Raw genomic sequence first — 17683 nt, forward strand, 5'->3', positions numbered from 1 at the left:
CCATGGCCCGGCTGGGCTACAACACGCTGCGGATTCCGTACTCGAACGACGCGCTCAAGTCCGGCGCGACAGCCACCGGCATCAACGACTTCGTCAACCCGGACCTGATCGGGCTCTCCCCGCTGCAGATCCTCGACAAGGTCATCGACTACGCGGGCAGCAAGGGGATGCGGGTCATCCTGGACCGGCACCGGCCCACGTCGGCCGGGCAGTCGCCGCTCTGGTACACCTCGACCGTCTCCGAGGCGACCTGGATCAACGACTGGAAGATGCTGGCCCAGCGGTACGCCGGCAACACCACAGTGATCGGCGCGGACCTGCACAACGAGCCGCACGCCGAGGGCACCAACCCGGCCGCCACCGGCGCCTGCTGGGGCTGCGGCGACACCGCGCGGGACTGGCGGCTGGCCGCCGAGCGGGCCGGCAACGCGATCCTCGGCGTGCAGCCGAACTGGCTGATCTTCGTGGAGGGCGTGAGCTGCCCGAGCGGCGGCCTGTCGAACGTCTGGGACAACGACCCCAGCAACGACGAGGACTGCGGCTGGTGGGGCGGCAACCTGTCCAAGGCCGGGCAGTTCCCGGTCCGGCTGAACGTGGCCAACCGGCTGGTCTACTCGCCGCACGAGTACGCCACGTCGGTGTACCGGCAGGCCTGGTTCGACGACCCGACGTACCCGGCGAACATGCCGGCCATCTGGGACAAGTACTGGGGTTACCTGTACAAGCAGAACATCGCGCCGATCATGATGGGCGAGTTCGGCACCACGCTGCAGGACCCCAAGGACAAGATCTGGCTGCAGAACCTGATGGCGTACACCGGTACCGGCGTGAACGGCATGTCGTTCACGTACTGGTCGTGGAACCCGAACTCCGGTGACACCGGCGGCATCGCCAACGACGACTGGACCACTATCAACCAGCCGAAGCAGGACATCCTCACGCCGTACCTGATCCCGCCGTCCGGTGGTGGCGGCACCACCAGCCCGTCCCCGACCGGCACGCCGAACACGTCACCGGCGCCGACCACCCCGCCGCCTCCGGTGACCGGTGGCTGCACCGCCACCTACAAGCAGATCAACTCCTGGGCGGGCGGCTTCCAGGGTGAGCTGACGGTCAAGAACACCGGCACCGCCGCGGTGAACCCGTGGTCGGCCACCTGGACCTGGCCGTCCGGGGTGACGCTGGCGAGCGGTTGGAACGCCACTGTCACGCAGTCCGGCACCACTGTGACGGCGGCCGCGCCGGCCTGGGCGTCGTCGTTGGCGCCGGGCGCGTCGGTCACCGTCGGCTTCACCGCCAACGGCACCGCCGCCGCCCCCGCCACGGTCAAGCTCAACGGCACCGCCTGCTGATGTAAGGAAGGGCCCCTTATTAACGCCTGAGGTAGAGGAAGGGCCCCCTTTTAACACCGAGTGTTAAAAGGGGGCCCTTCCTTGCATCCGGTCAGTGGGCGGCGCAGCCGCCGGTGGGAGCGGGTGCCGCGGCCGGCGCGCCGATCGTCGGCAGTCCGAGCAGCACCCCGGGGGTACGCGGAACCTGTCCCGCCTCGGCCGCGTCACCGGCCCGGGTACGCCGATGCGCCAGCGGCGCGCCGTCGGCGTTCAGGTGGTGCGGTGCGGCGTACGTGACGACTGTGTGCACGATGTCGCCGGGGCGGATCTGCCCGGCCAGCTCACCGGTGGCGAAGTGCACGAGCCGGCCGTCGCGGGCACGGCCGGACATCCGGCCGGTGCGCTCGTCCTTGCGGCCCTCGCCGACCGCCACCAGCACCTCGACGGTCTCCCCGACGAGCTTCTTGTTCTCCGCCCAGGTGATCTCCTCGACGCAGGCGATCAGCCGCTCGTAGCGCTCCTGCACGACCTGCTTGGGCAGCTGCCCGTCCATCGTGGCGGCCGGGGTGCCGGGGCGCTTGGAGTACTGGAACGTGAACGCCGAGGAGAACCGCGCCTCCCGGACCACGTCGAGCGTGCGGGCGAAGTCGGCCTCGGTCTCGCCGGGGAAGCCGACGATGATGTCGGTGGTGATCGCCGCGTCCGGCATCGCCGCCCGGACCTTCTCGATGATCCCCAGGTACTTCTCCGACCGGTACGAGCGGCGCATCGCCCGCAGCACGTCGTCCGAGCCGGACTGCAGCGGCATGTGCAGCGAGTGGCAGACGTTCGGCGTCTCCGCCATCGCGGCGATCACGTCGTCGGTGAAGTCCTTCGGGTGCGGGCTGGTGAACCGCACCCGCTCCAGCCCGTCGATGTCGCCGCAGGCGCGCAGCAGCTTGCCGAAGGCGTACCGGTCGCCGAACTCGACGCCGTACGAGTTGACGTTCTGCCCGAGCAGCGTCACCTCCAGCACGCCGGCGTCGGCGAGCGCGCGCACCTCGGCGAGGACGTCGCCGGGGCGGCGGTCCTTCTCCTTGCCGCGCAGGGAGGGCACGATGCAGAACGTGCAGGTGTTGTTGCAGCCGACGGAGATCGAGACCCACCCGGCGTACGTCGACTCGCGCCGGGTCGGCAGCGTGGAGGGGAACACCTCCAGCGACTCCAGGATCTCCACCTCGGCCGCGGTGTTGTGCCGCGCCCGGTCCAGCAGCGCCGGCAGCGAGCCGATGTTGTGCGTGCCGAAGACGACGTCCACCCAGGGCGCCTTGCGGACGATGTCGCCCCGGTCCTTCTGGGCCAGGCAGCCGCCGACGGCGATCTGCATCCCGGGGTGCTTGGCCTTCACGGGGCGCAGATGACCCAGGTTGCCGTAGAGCCGGTTGTCGGCGTTCTCCCGGACCGCGCAGGTGTTGAACACCACCACGTCGGGCTGCTCGTCGGCCTCGGCGGCGCGCACGTACCCGGCGTCCTCGAGGAGGCCGGAGATGCGCTCGGAGTCGTGCACGTTCATCTGGCAGCCGTACGTACGCACCTGGTAGGTGCGCGGGCTGCCCGCGGCTGCGGTAGTCATGACCCGGACAGCGTATCCGGGTGGAGCTGATCGGATCGAACGAGGAGGAGCCGTGTGCCGGAGCATCAAGACCCTGCGTGAGCCGTACGTCCCGGTGGTGACCGAGGAGGACATCCGCGCCGCCGCGTTGCAGTACGTCCGGAAGATCTCCGGATTCCGTACCCCGGCGGCGCACAACGCGGCCGCGTTCGACGCCGCGGTGGACGCCGTGGCCGCCGCCACCGCGACGCTGCTCGACCAGCTCGTGGTGCGGGGCCAGCAGCCGGCGACCCGGGACTGAGCCCGGGGCCGCCACGGCTCGCCGCCGGGCGGGGGCACGGCGGCGAGCGCCGGTCACCGCCTCCGGCCGGCGCTCGCGGTCAGGCGGCGGCGAGCGCCGGGGCGACCGTGTCGGGGGCCCAGCGGGAGCGGTGGCACTGCGACCAGCCCCGGCAGCGCGGGTCGGCCTGCGTGCAGAGCCGGTGGTGGCTGAGCACCTCGCCGTCGTCGGTGTCGGCCACGTCGAAGTGCACCGGGCGGATCGTGCCGTCCGGCGCGAACAGCAGGTGCCGGCCGGCGTCGAGGGTGTCGTCGCGCATCAGGCAGTTGCGGCCCAGCAGCCGGGCCAGCGCCGCGAGCGCGGGCAGCTCGGCCAGGCTCTCGGGCACGCCGTAACAGTCGACCACGGTGCCGTACAGCCCGGGCGCCTCCCACACGTCGCAGACCACCGCGTACGCGGGGAGCCGCATCGGGTCGGCGACGGCCATGGGCATCACCACCCGGCCGAGCGCCTCGGCCAGTGCCGGGTAGACCTCCACCGGCTCGCCGCCGTCGATTCTCCAGTTCCACAGCTCGGTCATGCCGCCTCCTCGCCGCGCTCGTTTCCACCGGCCTCCGGATCGGGCCCTACTGACGATGGTGGGGGGCATTTGCCCTCAGCCGGGCGCAAGTTACCGGTCTGTGACCATTCCGGGCAAAATTCCCTCGGGCGACGTTGCCCAGAGTAGCTGGAAGATGACAGTTTATCGGGTACGGTGCCGTGTTCGCTTTCCCGCCGCGCCCACCGGCGCGTTCAGCGAACCCGGATCAGGTGCTCCGAGGCCGGCAGCAATTCACCGATGACGGTCCCACCGGGCACCTCACCGGCGACCAGCAGGCCGCCCGAGGTCTGCGCGTCGGCCAGCAGCAGCCGCTCTCCCTCGTCCGCGTCGCCGAAGTCCGTCCACGGGTTGACCCAGTCCAGGTTGCGCCGGGTGCCGCCGCTGACGTACCCGTCGCGCATCGCCTCCCGCGCGCCCGGCAGGTACGGCACCGCCGCCGCGTCGATCGCCACCGTGAGGCGGCTCGCGCGGGCCAGCTTCGAGGCGTGCCCGAGCAGGCCGAAGCCGGTGACGTCGGTGCCGCAGCGGATGCCGGCGGCCACCGCCGCGCGGGCCGCGTCCCGGTTGAGCCGGGCCATCGACTCGACCGCCTCGGGGAAGCGCTGGCCGGTCTGCTTGTGCCGGGTGTTGAGCACGCCCACGCCGAGCGGCTTGGTCAGCGACAGCGGCAGCCCGGCCCGCCCGGCGTCCAGCGTGATCAGCTCCTCCGGCCGGACCACGCCGGTGACCGCGAGGCCGTACTTCGGGCTGTCGTCGTCCACGCTGTGCCCGCCGGCCAGGTGGCAGTTCGCCTCCCGGGCCACGTCCAGACCGCCGCGCAGCACCTCGCGGGCCATCTCCGGCGGCAGCACGCCGCGCGGCCAGCAGAGCAGGTTGAGCGCGACGAGCGGGGTGCCGCCCATCGCGTACACGTCGGAGAGCGCGTTGGCGGCGGCGATGCGGCCCCAGTCGTAGGCGTCGTCGACCACCGGGGTGAAGAAGTCGGCGGTGCTCACCAGGCCCGTACGCTCGTCCAGCCGGACCACCGCGGCGTCGTCGCCGTTCTCCAGGCCGACCAGCAGGTCGGCGGAGCCGCCGGTCGCGCCGAGGCCGGCGACCATCGCCTCCAGCTCGCCCGGAGGGATCTTGCAGGCGCAGCCGCCACCGCGGGCGTAGTCGGTCAGCCGGATCGGGTCGGTCATCACCTCATGATCTCTGGCCAGCGCCTTCGGCGCCACTCGGCCCACCCGGACGGCGACAAAATTCGGACGTGCCGGCATGCAGGTGACCGGTGTTACCGCTCCGTGACCATCTGAGTTGCGTACTGCCACATCACCCCGCCTACAGTTGCCCAACCGGGGGTCGATCGACCCCCAATTCCGGCATGGACGACAGGGACGGTGGACGACGTGACGACGGGCGACCCGCTGATCGTGCTCGACGGGGTCAACAAGTGGTTCGGGCCGCTGCACGTGCTCGACGACGTGTCCCTCTCCGTCGGCCGGGGCGAGGTGGTCGTGGTGATCGGCCCGTCCGGCTCCGGCAAGTCGACGCTGTGCCGCACGATCAACCGGCTGGAGCCCATCGACAAGGGCACCATCACGTTCGACGGGCAGCCGCTGCCGGCCGAGGGCAAGCCCCTGGCCAAGCTGCGCAGCGAGGTCGGCATGGTCTTCCAGTCGTTCAACCTCTTCGCCCACAAGACCATCCTGGAGAACGTCACGCTGGGGCCGGTCAAGGTGCGCAAGGAGAAGCCGGCCGCCGCCCGCGAGCGCGGCCTGGCGCTGCTCGACCGCGTCGGCATCGCCAACCAGGCGGACAAGTACCCGGCGCAGCTCTCCGGCGGTCAGCAGCAGCGGGCGGCGATCGCCCGCGCGCTGGCCATGCAGCCCAAGGCGATGCTCTTCGACGAGCCGACCAGCGCGCTGGACCCGGAGATGGTCGGCGAGGTGCTGGACGTGATGACGTCCCTGGCGAGCGAGGGCATGACCATGGTCGTGGTGACCCACGAGATGGGTTTCGCCCGGCACGCCGCCAACCGGGTGGTCTTCATGGCCGACGGGCAACTGGTCGAGGACGCGCCGCCGGCCGAGTTCTTCGCGAACCCGCGCAGCGAGCGGGCCAAGGACTTCCTCTCCAAGATCCTCACTCACTGAGCGTCCGTAGTTGGAGTCGTCCCGGCGGCTCCGTCGAAGAAGGAGATTGAGTATGCGTTACAAGCGCGTGGCGGCGGTTGCCGCGGCGGCGACTCTGGCGCTCGGCCTGTCCGCCTGCGGTGGCGACAGCGACGACGAGGGCACCGGCGCCGGCAGCAAGGACTTCGCGGCCGGCAGCACCATGGAGCGGCTGAGCAAGGCCCAGAAGATCAAGGTCGGCACCAAGTTCGACCAGCCGGGCTTCGGCCAGAAGGGCCTGTCGGGCAAGCCGGAGGGCTTCGACGTCGAGGTCGCCAAGCTGATCGTGAAGGCACTCGGCATCCCCGAGGACAAGATCGAGTACGTCGAGACGCCGTCGAAGGTCCGCGAGGACGTCATCGTGAACGGCACCGTCGACCTGGTCGCGGCCACCTACACGATCAACGACAAGCGCAAGGAGCGCATCGCCTTCGCCGGGCCGTACTACGAGGCCGGCCAGAACATCATGGTCCGCAAGGACGAGGCGGCCATCACCGGCCCCGACTCGTTCAAGGACGGCACCAAGAAGGTCTGCTCGGTCACCGGCTCGACCCCGGCCGAGGAGATCAAGAAGTACGTCAAGGACGTCGGCACCCAGCTGGTGCTCTTCGACACCTACGACAAGTGCCGCGACGCCCTGAAGGGCAAGCAGGTCGACGCCGTCACCACCGACAACGTCATCCTGCTCGGCTACATCGCCAAGGACGAGGCGTCCTTCAAGATGGCCGGCGACAACTTCACCAAGGAGCCCTACGGCATCGGTGTCAAGAAGGAGGACACCGACTTCCGTAACTTCATCAACGACACGCTCGACAAGGCGTTCCAGGACGGCAGCTGGAAGAAGGCGTGGGACGACACCGCCGGCAAGTTCGGCGCCACCCTGGGCGACCCGCCCGCCGTCAACCGCTACTGATCCGCTAGATCCGGAGGGTGGGGAGGAAACCGACCCGTGAATGTGCTCATCGACAAGTTCGACGTCTTCGCGGGCGGGTTCTGGCTCACCCTCCAGATCTGCTTTCTCGCCGCGATCGGCGCCCTGATCCTGGGCGCCGTCGTGGCGGTGCTGCGAATCTCGCCGGTGCCGCCGCTGCGCGCGGTCGGCACCACGTACGTGAACATCTTCCGTAACCTGCCGCTGACAGTGGTGCTGTTCTTCGCCGCGTTCGGCCTGCCGGCGCTGGGCTCCAACGCCGACTTCCTGCGTATCCCGGGCCTGGATTCGATCTTCAGCCGGCTCGGCACCGACCTGCCCTACTTCCGGTTCGGCCTGATCGCGCTGGTCCTCTACACCGCCGCGTTCGTCTGCGAGGCCCTGCGCTCCGGCGTGAACGCGGTGCCGCCCGGGCAGGCCGAGGCGGCGCGTTCGCTGGGCCTCACCTTCGGGCAGAACCTGCGGCACGTCGTGCTCCCGCAGTCCTGGAAGGCCTCGGTGGTGCCGCTCGGCTCGGTCATCATCGCGATGATCAAGAACTCCGCGCTCGTCGGCTTCTTCGGCGTGGTCGGTGACCTCTCGCAGACCGCCGATCAGCTCACCTCCGCCGGCGGCTACCCCTTCATTCCGGTGGCGATCGGCATCTCCGTCGGATACCTGATCATGACGGTCCCGCTCGGCGCCCTGCTGGACCGGATCGAGAAGCGACAGGCGGTGGCCCGATGAGCCAGCAGACCAGCGTCCTCTACGACGTTCCCGGGCCGCGCCAGCGACGCGTCACGCTCATCAGCAGCCTGGTCGCCGTCGTGGTGGTGCTGGCCGGCGCCTACCTGTTCATCTACCGGCCGCTTGCTGACAAAGGCCAGTTCTCGATGGAGCTGTGGGGGCCGCTGGTCGACCCCTCGAACGAGAACTTCCCGCTCGTCTGGGACCGGATCGGGTACGGCCTCAAGAACACCCTGATCGCCGCCGCGCTGGCCATCGTCTCGTCGCTCGTCGTCGGCACCCTGCTCGCCGTCCTGCGGATCCAGCTCAAGAGCCTGACCCGGCGGCGCTTCACCGGAGCCGCCGCACCTGTGGCGTACCTGCTGCGCGGGCTGAGCTGGGTGCTGGCCGCCGTGACCCGGGTCTGCGTCGAGGTGTTCCGCGGCCTGCCGGTCGTCATCACCATCTTCTTCGTGGCGCGCGGCTTCCCCGAGTTCGGCGCCTCGTTCGACAACCTCTGGTACCTCGTCATCGGCCTGACCATCTACAACTCCGTGGTCATCGCCGAGATCCTGCGCTCGGGCATGGAGGGCCTGCCCTCCGGGCAGGCCGAGGCGGCCTCGGCGATCGGGCTCTCCCCGTTCCAGACCACCGGGCTGATCCTGCTGCCGCAGGCCTTCCGGATCATGCTGCCGGCACTGATCAGCCAGCTCGTGGTGGTGCTCAAGGACACCTCGCTGGGCTTCATCATCAGCTACGAGGAGACGCTCAACATCGGCAAGCAGATCATCGGCGTCCTGGGCAACCCGATCCAGGTGTACGTGGTGATCGCCGTGCTGTTCATCGCCATCAACTACTCGCTGTCGAAGCTGGCCCAGTACGTCCAGCACCGGCTCTCCCAGGGCCGCAAGAGCGCCGGCACCCCGGCGCCGGCCCCGCCACCGGCCGCGCTCACCTCGCAGGCCGAGGGTGCCGGCGGCGTCTGACCCGCCACACGTGAAAGGGCTGGCCGTGAACGGCCAGCCCTTTCGTGTTCCCCGGTCTAGCGGGCGATCTCGGTGACCCGGGACTCGCGCACCACGGTCACCCGGATCTGACCCGGATAGGTCAGCTCCTCCTCGATCTGCTTGGCCACGTCCCGCGCCAGCACCGCCGCGCCGATGTCGTCCACGTCGTCGGGCTTGACCATCACCCGGATCTCCCGGCCCGCCTGCATGGCGAAGACCTTCTCCACGCCCAGCTTGCCGGCCGCGATCTCCTCGATCCGCTCCAGCCGCTTCACGTACGCCTCGAGGCTCTCCCGCCGCGCGCCCGGCCGCCCGCCCGAGCAGGCGTCCGACGCCTGCGTCAGCACCGCCTCGATGGTCTGCGGCGGCACCTCGTTATGGTGCGCCTCGATGGCGTGCACCACGTCCTCGCTCTCGCCGTACTTGCGGGCCACGTCCGCGCCGATGATCGCGTGGCTGCCCTCCACCTCGTGGGTGAGCGCCTTGCCGATGTCGTGCAGGAACGCGCACCGCTTGATCGTCGGCACGTCCAGCCGCAGCTCGGCCGCCATCACGCCGGCGATGTGCGCGGTCTCCACCAGGTGCTTGAGCACGTTCTGCCCGTACGAGGTGCGGTAGCGCAACCGGCCCAGCAGCGTCACCAGTTCCGGGTGGATCTCGGTGATGCCGACCTCGACCAGCGCGTCCTCGGCGGCCCGGTGGCACAGCTCCTCCACCTCCTGCCGGGCCAGGTCGTAGACCTCCTCGATCCGGTGCGGGTGGATCCGGCCGTCCAGGACCAGCTTCTCCAGCGTGACCCGGCCGACCTCCCGGCGTACCGGGTCGAAGCAGGAAAGCAGCACCGCCTCGGGCGTGTCGTCGATGATCAGGTTGACGCCGGTGACCGACTCGAAGGCGCGGATGTTGCGCCCCTCCCGGCCGATGATGCGCCCCTTCATCTCGTCACCGGGCAGGTGCAGCACGCTGACCACGCTCTCCGCGGTCTGCTCGCTGGCGACCCGCTGGATGGCGTCCACCACGATGTTGCGGGCGCGCTGCTCGGCGCTGCCCCGCGCGTCCGCCTCGATCTCCCGGACCAGCAGCGCGGCCTCCCGCTTCGCCTGCCCCTCGATCGACTCGACAAGCTCGGCGCGGGCCGCGTCGGCGGTCAGGCCGGCCACCCGCTCCAGCTCCCGGCGGCGCTGCTCCTCCACCTCGGTCAGCGTCCGCTCCCGCTCGGCCAGGGCGGCCTCCCGGGCGGCGAGCGCCGCGGTGGCAGCGGTGAGCTGCCGTTCCCGCTCGGCCAGCCGCTCCACCTCCTCGGTGTGCAGCCGTTCCCGCTCGTCCATCCGCGCGGCCCGGCGTTCCACCTCGGCCGCCTGCTCCCGGGTGGTGGCGGCCAGCACCGCCACCTCACGCTCGCCGCTGCGCCGCGCGGTGGCGCGCAGCTGCTCGGCGTCCGCCTCAGCCTGCTTGTGCGCGCGCTCCAGCACGGTGTCCGCCTCGGCGCGGGCGTCGTCGAGCACCCGCCGCGCCTCGGCCCGGGCCGCCTTCGCCTCCGCCTTCGCGGCGGCCGCCTCGGCCCGCGCCGCCGCGGCCGCGGACTTCGCCACGTCGATGGTGCTGTTGGCCTCGCTGGCGGCGGTCCGCAGCGCCGCGAGCGACTGCTCCTGCCGGTCCTTCTCCGCGATGAAGGCCGGATCCTCCGGCGCGGGCGCCAGGCTGAGCCGCTTGAGGGTACGCACGCCGAACAGCACGGCGCCGACCACCACCACGACGAGCAGCAGCACCACCACGAGGAGAACGATGTCGAAGGCGCTCATCGAGCCGCTCCGCCGGCCCGGCCGGCGTTGCCGGCTCGTCGATACCCGGTGGCCGGGCTGTCGCCCGCCGATGCGGGGTCGGGGCCGTGTGGCAGACCGCCGGTGAACCTGTGCCGCCCCGCCATGGCCGCCTCCCCCTGAACGTCGGCGCCGCAGGACACGCGCGAAGGACACGCGCCTGCGGCTCTGTACGCCCGACCGGAGCGGCTGGTTCTGGGCAGCTTTCCGTCGGCGGTGACCCGCGAGGGGCACCGCTGGCGGCCGGTTGCAGTTGTCGGAGGCTCCGAAAGGTTCCGGAGCTTCCGTCAAGGGCCGGTGTAGCTGGCCAAAGTGATGCTGTTCTGTTACGAGATCTATGTTGTGCGCTTAGCCTGCGCTGGTCGGGCAAAGTGAGCCTGTATGGCGAGGCTAGGTCGCGAGGGGCCGTTCGGTCAAGAAGTCATGATCAAACCACCCGGACGGAGAGAAGTTACAGCGTCACTCATTGGTGATCAGATGCCGGACAGGCCCGGACAAACCTCGCCGTCCGGCACCGCCCCTCGCCGCTCCCGACCTGCTCAGGCCACCTCCCCCATCGACGCCGCGCACCACTCCCCCGCACGATCATGAGGTTGACGGGCGCGATCATGAAGTTGGCCTGGACAAAACGGACGGGAAGTGCCGTCAACTTCATGATCAACGGGGCAGGGGCGGTCGGGGTGGGTGGGTCAGTGGGTGGGTCAGTGGGGGGAGAGGGTGCGGGCTGTGGTTACCAGGGTGGCGTTGTCGCGGGCCTGGGTGCCGTCGGGCAGCAGCAGCGTGTCCTCCAGGCCGATCCGGGTGTGCAGACCCCGGCGGACCGCCTCGGCGTAGACCGGCCAGGTGGCGGGCCCCTCGCCGTGCAGCAGCACCGGCGGGCGCTGGTCGGGCAGCGCGGCGAGGATCGCCGCCGCGTCGGCGAGCGCCGTCTCGACCTGTTCGTCCATGCACTCGACCAGGATCCGCCCGGTGGGCGCGGACCAGCGGCGCCAGGCGTCGACCGCAGACGGTGTCCACAGGCCCGCCTCGACCATCACGCCACGCTCGTGCAGGGCGGCGGCGACCTGGGCCGCTCCGGGTTCGTGGGCGTTGACCGAGGCGAAGTCGGGCAGCACCGTCCAGGCGCGGACGGCGGCGACCCGCTCGGCCGGGTCCGGGACGATCCAGGCGCCGGTGCTCACGCCCACCGGCAGGCCGGGACGGGAAGCCCGGATGGCGGTAACCGCAGCGGCGATCACCGCCGGGTGGAGCGACTCGGCGCCGGTGTCGTCGCGCGGGTGCACGTGCACCGCCGCCACCCCGGCGGCCGCGCAGCGCACCGCGTCGGCGGCCAGTTCGGCCGGGGTGAGCGGTACGGCGGGGTGCTCGTCCCGCCGCCGGGTGCCGTTGAGACATGCCTTCAGCACGGTGTGCGCCTCCCCTCGGGACGGCGGCCGCGACACCGACCGCCGGTCGGTCAGTCGGTCGGTCAGTCGACGGCCGGCCGGCGGTCGGTCAGTCGAGCCGGCGGGAGTCGAGATCGTGCTCGGCGTCGGCCATCGCGTCGGCGTCGATGTGCTCGGCGAACTCGGCCGCCTCGGCACTCTGCGCGGCCAGCGCGTCCTTCACCGCCCGGATCGCCACCCCGGCCGGATAGCCCTTGCGCGCCAGCATGCCGACCAGACGCCGGAACACCGCGTCCGGCTCACCCCGGGTGCTGCGCAGTTTGCGGTCCACCAGGGCACGGGCGGTCTCCGCCTCGGTCTCCTCGTCCAGGTCGTCCAGGGCAGCGCCGGCCACCTCGCCGTCGACGCCGCGCTGGCGCAGCTCGTTGGCGAGCGCCCGGCGGGCCAGCCCACGACCGTTGTGCCGGCTGCTCACCCAGGCACGGGCGAAGGCCGCGTCGTCGACGATGCCCACCTCGTCGTACCGGTCGAGGACCTGCTCGGCGATCTCCTCGGAGATGCCGCGCCGGGCCAGCGCGCCGGCCAGCTCGGCCCGGGTGCGCGGGCGCACCGCGAGCTGCCGCAGGCAGATCTCCCGGGCCAGCTCGGCCTCGTCGCGCGGCGGAGCCGGAGCCTCCCCTGCGTCGGACTCCACCGCGCGATCACGGCGTCCCCGGCGGGCCCGGGGCGTACCTGTGGCGTCGCCCGTACGGGGAGGACTGGCATCCCAGCCCCGGCCCGTACGGGCGCGTCGTCCTGCCACGGGTCAGCGGATCAGAAGTCGACCGGCGGCAGTTCCGGGCCACCGGCGGCGTCGCCGGCACCACCGGTGCCGACGCCGAGCTTCTCCAGGATCTTCTTCTCGATCTCGGCCGCCACGTCCGGGTTCTCGCGGAGGAACTCGCGGGCCTTCTCCTTGCCCTGGCCGAGCTGGTCACCGTCGTAGGTGTACCAGGCGCCGGACTTGCGGATGATCGCCTGCTCCACGCCGACGTCGATCAGCGAGCCCTCGCGGGAGATGCCCTTGCCGTACATGATGTCGAACTCGGCCTGCTTGAACGGCGCGGCGACCTTGTTCTTCACGACCTTGACCCGGGTGCGGTTACCGACCACGTCGGTGCCGTCCTTGAGGCTCTCGATGCGGCGCACGTCGAGCCGGACCGAGGCGTAGAACTTCAGCGCCCGACCACCGGTGGTGGTCTCCGGGCTGCCGAACATCACGCCGATCTTCTCGCGGAGCTGGTTGATGAAGATCGCGGTGGTGCCGGTGTTGTTGAGCACACCGGTGATCTTCCGCAGCGCCTGGCTCATCAGCCGGGCCTGGAGGCCGACGTGGCTGTCGCCCATCTCGCCCTCGATCTCGGCGCGCGGCACCAGGGCCGCCACCGAGTCGATCACGATGATGTCGATCGCGCCGGAGCGGACCAGCATGTCGGCGATCTCCAGCGCCTGCTCGCCGGTGTCCGGCTGGGAGACCAGCAGGGCGTCGGTGTCGACGCCGAGGGCCCGCGCGTACTCCGGGTCGAGCGCGTGCTCCGCGTCGATGAACGCGGCGATGCCGCCGGCCCGCTGGGCGTTCGCGACCGCGTGCAGCGCGACGGTGGTCTTACCGCTGGACTCCGGACCGTAGATCTCGACCACCCGGCCGCGCGGCAGACCGCCCACGCCGAGCGCCACGTCGAGCGCGATGGAGCCGGTCGGGATGACAGCCGTCTGCACGACGGGCCGCTCCCCCAGCCTCATCACCGAACCCTTGCCGAACTGCTTGTCGATCTGAGCGAGAGCAAGGTCGAGCGCCTTCTCCCGGTCAGGCCCTGCTGCCATCGTTGCCACCCCTGCCTTCGCCGGCGTCTTTCCTGAGCTTCGCGTCACGCGGGACACGCTAGGCGCTGGGTCCGACAGAAAACCAGCCGACGGGCCGTGAGCTGTGGACGAGCACCCCGCTGTGGACAATAGCCGAACAGGTGTACGACTGGGCAAGCGACACGCGGGATCGATGAAAAGGCTGCTCAGCGTAGTCGGGCGGGCACCCGGTCGGGGTACGCGGCGACCACGGCGCGCCATACCACGTGCGTTTGCTCACCGGCCGCGAGCGCCTGCTCGATGGTCCGCCCACCGAGCTGGGACAGCACCTGGTCCCGGGCGATGCTGGCCGCGTAGCCGGGCCCGAACGCCTCCTCCAGCCGCGTCCAGAAGTCGGTCAGCCGCACGTGTTCAGTCCTCCTCGTCGAGTGGCGCCGGGCCGGGACGGCGCAGCGCCAGCGCCACCAGCGGCACCACGGCGATCGCCGCCAGCAGGGTGAGCGTCGGGTACCCCACGGCCCGCATCACGAACCCGCTCGCCGCCGCCGCGCCCGCCCCGGCCAGCCCCATGAGCAGGTCGGACAGCCCCTGCACACCGGGCCGGTCGGCGGTCGGCACCGACTCCGACAGCAGCGTCGAGCCCGCCACCATCGTGCCCGACCAGCCCAGCCCGAGCAGCGTCAGCCCCACCGACAGCGGTGCCGTGTGGTGCCCGGCGGTGCCGGAGACCGCGCACGCGGCCAGCAGCAGCGCCACCCCACCGAGGATCACCGGCCGGCGGCCCACCCGGTCGGTGAGCCACCCCACCACCGGCGACAGCGCGTACATGCCGGCGATGTGCAGGCTCAGCACCAGGCCGACCACCGGCAGCACGTCCTCGTCGGAATGCCACTCGCCGAGGTGCACCGGGGTCATCGACATGACAGCGACCATCACCAGGTGCCCCACCGCGACAGCGGCGATGCCGAGGCGGGCGGCCGGCCGCCCGCGTACCGTGCGCCACGCGGCGACCATGCCACCGCGGCGGGTGACCGCCGGTGCGGCGCCCGGCGCCGGCTCGGCCGCCGCCAGCCGGCGCGCGGTGAGCAGCGGGTCCGGCCGCAGCAGGACCAGGAGTACGACGGCGGTCAGCGTGAACGCGACGGCGCTGAACGCGAACGGGCCGGACAGCGCCGGCAGGCCCCAGCCCCGGGTGGTGTCGTCGGCGAGCGCGGCGAAGTTCGGCGCGGCCACCGCGCCGATGGTGGTGGCCCACACGACCAGCGAGAGCTGCCGCCCCCGGCGCTGCGGCTCGGCCAGGTCCACCGCCGTGTAGCGGGCCTGGAGGTTGGCCGCCGTGCCGCCACCGAACAGCAGCATGCCGACGAAGAGCAACGGCACCAGGCGCGTCACGGTGGCGACCACCACCAGCACGCCGCCGACCGCGCCGACCGCGTACGCGAGAACCAGGCCCGGTCGCCGGCCACGCGCGGCCATGAGCCGGGTGACCGGGATGGCGAGCAGCGCGGCGCCGACCACCCCGGCGCTCTGCGCGAGCCCGGCCAGGGCGGTGCCGGCGACCCGGGCGGCGAGCAGCGCGCCCACCGAGATGCCGATGGTGACGCCGATGCCGCCGATGATCTGGGTGAGGAACAGCAGCCGGACGGTACGCCGCTGGATGCCGGCGACGTCGGGCCGGGGCGGGGCCGGCGCGGTCAGGTCGGTGGACATGCGCGCTCCTGGTGGGACGGGTGCCCCATCCTCCCGCACCGGCCCGCCCGGCCGGCACCCGGTTTCGCTACAGGCCGAGGCCCCGGCCGATGATCTCCTTCATGATCTCGGTGGTGCCGCCGTAGATGGTCTGCACGCGGCTGTCCAGCCACGCCTTCGCCACCGGGTACTCCGCCATGAAGCCGTAGCCGCCGTGCAGCTGCACGCACCGGTCGGCCACCTTGGTCTGCAGCTCGGTGGTCCACCACTTGGCCTTCGCCGCGTCGGTCACCGACAGGCGGCCCGCGTTGAACTCGGCGACGCAGTGGTTGACGAACGTACGCGCGATGGTGACCTCGGTGTCCAGCTCGGCCAGCAGGAACCGGTTGTGCTGGAACCGGCCGATCGGCCGCCCGAACGCCTCCCGGGAGCGGGCGTACTCGATGGTGAGCGCGAGCAGCTTCTCGCAGGCCGCCACCGCGGCGACGGCGATGCTCAGCCGCTCCCGGGGCAGGTTGGCCATCAGGTGGTAGAAGCCGTGGTTCTCGGTGCCGATCAGGTTCTCCGCCGGCACCCGGCAGTCGTCGAAGAACAGCTCGGCGGTGTCGTTGGCCTTCAGGCCGACCTTGGCCAGCCGGCGGCCTCGGCTGAAGCCCGGCGTGCCGCTCTCCACCACGACCAGGCTCACCCCGTGGGCGCCCTGGTCCGGCGCGGTCTTGACCACCACGACCACCAGGTCGGCCATCTCACCGTTTGTGATGAACGTCTTCTGCCCGTTGAGGACCAGGCTGTCGCCGTCACGGACCGCGCCGGTGCGGATGCCGGCCAGGTCGCTGCCCGCGCCCGGCTCGCTCATCGCGATCGCGGTGACCAGGTCGCCGGAGCAGAAGCCCGGCAGCCAGCGCTTGCGCTGGTCGTCGGTGGTCAGCTCGGTCAGGTACGGCGCGACCACGTCGTTGTGCAGCCCGAACCCGAGGCCCGAGCACCCGGACGCGACGATCTCCTCGTCGAGCACCGCGTTGAACCGGAAGTCGCGCTGCCCGCCGCCGCCGTACTCGGGGTCGACGTCGGGGCCGAGCAGCCCGGCCGCGCCGGCGGCCCGCCACACCTCCCGGTCGACGATCCCGTCGGCCTCCCAGCGCTCGTGGTGCGGCACCGCCTCCCGGGTCAGGAACCGGCGGCACAGGTCACGGAACTCGTCGTGGACGGGCTCGTAGAGATGCTGCTCCATGCCGGCAAGTCTGGCACCGCTCACCCGCCCCGGACAGGGGCGAGCCGGGCGGGGTGGCCCGCCCCCGCGCGGTGGGCCAGGATGGCCGGATGGGCACACTCACGGGGAAACAGGTCGCCGAGGCCGGGCTGGACGGGTGGACGTACCTGCTGGGGGCGTTGCAGACGCGCATCCGTACCCCCGATTTCGCGGCCGGGCTGGCGCTGGTGGCCGCGGTGGGCGCGGAGGCCGAGCGGGTCGATCATCATCCCGATCTGGACCTGCGCTACACCCACGTGGACGTGCGGCTGTGGTCGCACGACGCGGGCGGGGTGACGCAGCGTGACCTGCGGCTGGCCCGGTTCATCTCGGGGCTGGCCGCGGACTCCGGGCTTACCCTCTCGGCCGCCGGGCTGGCCCGGCTGGAGCTCGCGCTCGACACCCCGGAGCACGCGGCGGTGCTGCCGTTCTGGCGGGCGGTGCTGGCGCCTGGCGCGCCGCCCGGCCCGGGCGCCGACGAGGTACGCGACCCGGACGGCGCGCTGCCCACGGTCTGGTTCCAGCGTTCCGGCCGGGACGAGCCCCGGCAGCGGTGGCATCCGGACGTGTGGGTCGACCCGGCCGAGGTGGACGCGCGTATCGCGGCGGCGCTGGCGGCAGGCGGGACGCTGGTCAGCGACGCGGAGGCGCCGAGTTTCTGGGTGCTGGCCGACCCGGACGGCAACCGGGTGTGCCTGTGCACCTGGCAGCAGCGCGCCTGACTCAGCGCAGCGCCTCGGCGGCCACCTTCAGGTCGGCGACCAGGCCCTCGTACGCGACGTCCTGGTTGTCGGCGCGCAGCACCGCCGACGGGTGGATGGTGGCGAGCAGCCGGGCCGCCGGGGCGTCGGCGACCGCGCCCGTCCGGTCCACCGGCACCCGTTCGAAGTCCTCCGGGCGCTGGGCGGCGGCGGGCCAGGGCAGCAGCTCGCCGCGTTGCTTCGTCACCCGGAAGCTCGGGCCGAGCAGCGCCTTGGCGGCGGTGGCGCCGAGCACCACCACGATCTCCGGGCGCAGCCGGGCGAACTCGGCGACCAGCCAGGGCCGGCAGGCGGTGACGTGCACCCGGTCCGGGGTCTGGTGGATGCGCCGCTTGCCG

The 17683-nt window shown here is 71.7% G+C and carries 18 protein-coding genes; 7 read left to right on the top strand and 11 right to left on the bottom strand.

Annotation, left to right across the window (positions count from 1 at the left end):
• Window positions 1-1352 (top strand): cellulase family glycosylhydrolase (locus KBX39_RS04735; protein WP_210869336.1); only part of this gene is annotated, 1352 nt, incomplete at its 5' end.
• 91 nt (window positions 1353-1443) lie between these two features.
• Here the strand turns inward: KBX39_RS04735 and miaB are convergent.
• Complete coding sequence (gene miaB, locus KBX39_RS04740; RefSeq protein ID WP_064447112.1) at window positions 1444-2943, bottom strand: tRNA (N6-isopentenyl adenosine(37)-C2)-methylthiotransferase MiaB; 1500 nt, start codon at window positions 2941-2943, stop codon at window positions 1444-1446.
• A gap of 52 nt (window positions 2944-2995) precedes the next feature.
• Between miaB and KBX39_RS04745 the strand changes: the two genes are divergently transcribed.
• A complete protein-coding gene (locus KBX39_RS04745; RefSeq protein WP_043325723.1) occupies window positions 2996-3223 on the top strand; it encodes a DUF2277 family protein in 228 nt (75 codons plus the stop codon).
• Window positions 3224-3302: 79 nt separating this feature from the next.
• Here the strand turns inward: KBX39_RS04745 and KBX39_RS04750 are convergent, their stop codons facing one another.
• Together KBX39_RS04750 and selD are read right to left on the bottom strand one after the other, a co-directional pair.
• Window positions 3303-3782 carry a hypothetical protein gene (locus tag KBX39_RS04750; protein ID WP_043325725.1) on the bottom strand — a complete coding sequence of 160 codons (480 nt, stop codon included), beginning with the start codon at window positions 3780-3782 and terminating at the stop codon, window positions 3303-3305.
• Between the two features lie 212 nt (window positions 3783-3994).
• Entirely contained in the window at window positions 3995-4984 is a 990-nt protein-coding gene (gene selD / locus KBX39_RS04755) for a selenide, water dikinase SelD (protein ID WP_210869338.1), read from the bottom strand.
• 198 nt (window positions 4985-5182) lie between these two features.
• Between selD and KBX39_RS04760 the strand changes: the two genes are divergently transcribed.
• From KBX39_RS04760 to KBX39_RS04775, 4 genes are read left to right on the top strand one after another with little or no spacing between them, the layout of a single operon-like run.
• Entirely contained in the window at window positions 5183-5938 is a 756-nt protein-coding gene (locus KBX39_RS04760) for an amino acid ABC transporter ATP-binding protein (RefSeq protein WP_030504151.1), read from the top strand.
• 52 nt (window positions 5939-5990) lie between these two features.
• The gene (locus KBX39_RS04765; RefSeq protein ID WP_043325728.1) at window positions 5991-6869 is read left to right on the top strand and encodes a glutamate ABC transporter substrate-binding protein; all 879 of its coding nucleotides are present in this window, start codon (window positions 5991-5993) and stop codon (window positions 6867-6869) included.
• Between the two features lie 36 nt (window positions 6870-6905).
• A complete protein-coding gene (locus KBX39_RS04770; RefSeq protein ID WP_043325733.1) occupies window positions 6906-7613 on the top strand; it encodes an amino acid ABC transporter permease in 708 nt (235 codons plus the stop codon).
• Entirely contained in the window at window positions 7610-8578 is a 969-nt protein-coding gene (locus KBX39_RS04775; protein ID WP_043325734.1) for an amino acid ABC transporter permease, read from the top strand. Before KBX39_RS04770 ends, KBX39_RS04775 begins: the two co-directional genes overlap by 4 nt.
• Before the next feature lie 56 nt (window positions 8579-8634).
• On the opposite strand, the gene rny is transcribed toward KBX39_RS04775, so the two are convergent.
• The 7 genes from rny to KBX39_RS04810 form a co-directional block, all read right to left on the bottom strand.
• Entirely contained in the window at window positions 8635-10401 is a 1767-nt protein-coding gene (rny, locus tag KBX39_RS04780; protein WP_030504155.1) for a ribonuclease Y, read from the bottom strand.
• 719 nt (window positions 10402-11120) lie between these two features.
• Window positions 11121-11825: a 3-keto-5-aminohexanoate cleavage protein gene (locus KBX39_RS04785; protein ID WP_210869340.1), complete on the bottom strand. Its 705-nt coding sequence runs from the start codon at window positions 11823-11825 to the stop codon at window positions 11121-11123.
• 88 nt (window positions 11826-11913) lie between these two features.
• A complete protein-coding gene (locus KBX39_RS04790; RefSeq protein ID WP_210869342.1) occupies window positions 11914-12606 on the bottom strand; it encodes a regulatory protein RecX in 693 nt (230 codons plus the stop codon).
• Window positions 12607-12617: 11 nt separating this feature from the next.
• Complete coding sequence (gene recA / locus KBX39_RS04795; RefSeq protein WP_013284729.1) at window positions 12618-13667, bottom strand: recombinase RecA; 1050 nt, start codon at window positions 13665-13667, stop codon at window positions 12618-12620.
• A gap of 185 nt (window positions 13668-13852) precedes the next feature.
• Window positions 13853-14053, bottom strand: coding sequence for a DUF3046 domain-containing protein (locus KBX39_RS04800; RefSeq protein WP_030504158.1), 201 nt, complete (start codon window positions 14051-14053; stop codon window positions 13853-13855).
• Window positions 14054-14057: 4 nt separating this feature from the next.
• A complete protein-coding gene (locus tag KBX39_RS04805; protein WP_069089349.1) occupies window positions 14058-15356 on the bottom strand; it encodes an MFS transporter in 1299 nt (432 codons plus the stop codon).
• 67 nt (window positions 15357-15423) lie between these two features.
• Window positions 15424-16566 carry an acyl-CoA dehydrogenase family protein gene (locus tag KBX39_RS04810; RefSeq protein ID WP_043325741.1) on the bottom strand — a complete coding sequence of 381 codons (1143 nt, stop codon included), beginning with the start codon at window positions 16564-16566 and terminating at the stop codon, window positions 15424-15426.
• A gap of 89 nt (window positions 16567-16655) precedes the next feature.
• Here KBX39_RS04810 and KBX39_RS04815 point away from each other — a divergent pair, with 89 nt between their 5' ends.
• The gene (locus KBX39_RS04815; RefSeq protein ID WP_210869344.1) at window positions 16656-17306 is read left to right on the top strand and encodes a 4a-hydroxytetrahydrobiopterin dehydratase; all 651 of its coding nucleotides are present in this window, start codon (window positions 16656-16658) and stop codon (window positions 17304-17306) included.
• A gap of 1 nt (window position 17307) precedes the next feature.
• Here the strand turns inward: KBX39_RS04815 and KBX39_RS04820 are convergent.
• A partial coding sequence (locus KBX39_RS04820) for a uracil-DNA glycosylase family protein (RefSeq protein ID WP_282102361.1) occupies window positions 17308-17683 on the bottom strand: 376 nt, incomplete at its 5' end.

Origin of the sequence: Micromonospora sp. D75, from assembly GCF_018070405.1 — a bacterium.
In the GTDB taxonomy this organism is placed as follows: domain Bacteria; phylum Actinomycetota; class Actinomycetes; order Mycobacteriales; family Micromonosporaceae; genus Micromonospora; species Micromonospora chalcea.

Coding starts and splice junctions, on each gene's coding strand:
- selD (WP_210869338.1), bottom strand. CDS start 4,984: ATGACCGACCCGATCCGGCTGACCGACTACGCCCGCGGTGGCGGCTGC.
- KBX39_RS04815 (WP_210869344.1), top strand. CDS start 16,656: ATGGGCACACTCACGGGGAAACAGGTCGCCGAGGCCGGGCTGGACGGG.
- KBX39_RS04810 (WP_043325741.1), bottom strand. CDS start 16,566: ATGGAGCAGCATCTCTACGAGCCCGTCCACGACGAGTTCCGTGACCTG.
- KBX39_RS04775 (WP_043325734.1), top strand. CDS start 7,610: ATGAGCCAGCAGACCAGCGTCCTCTACGACGTTCCCGGGCCGCGCCAG.
- KBX39_RS04750 (WP_043325725.1), bottom strand. CDS start 3,782: ATGACCGAGCTGTGGAACTGGAGAATCGACGGCGGCGAGCCGGTGGAG.
- rny (WP_030504155.1), bottom strand. CDS start 10,401: ATGAGCGCCTTCGACATCGTTCTCCTCGTGGTGGTGCTGCTGCTCGTC.
- KBX39_RS04765 (WP_043325728.1), top strand. CDS start 5,991: ATGCGTTACAAGCGCGTGGCGGCGGTTGCCGCGGCGGCGACTCTGGCG.
- recA (WP_013284729.1), bottom strand. CDS start 13,667: ATGGCAGCAGGGCCTGACCGGGAGAAGGCGCTCGACCTTGCTCTCGCT.
- miaB (WP_064447112.1), bottom strand. CDS start 2,943: ATGACTACCGCAGCCGCGGGCAGCCCGCGCACCTACCAGGTGCGTACG.
- KBX39_RS04805 (WP_069089349.1), bottom strand. CDS start 15,356: ATGTCCACCGACCTGACCGCGCCGGCCCCGCCCCGGCCCGACGTCGCC.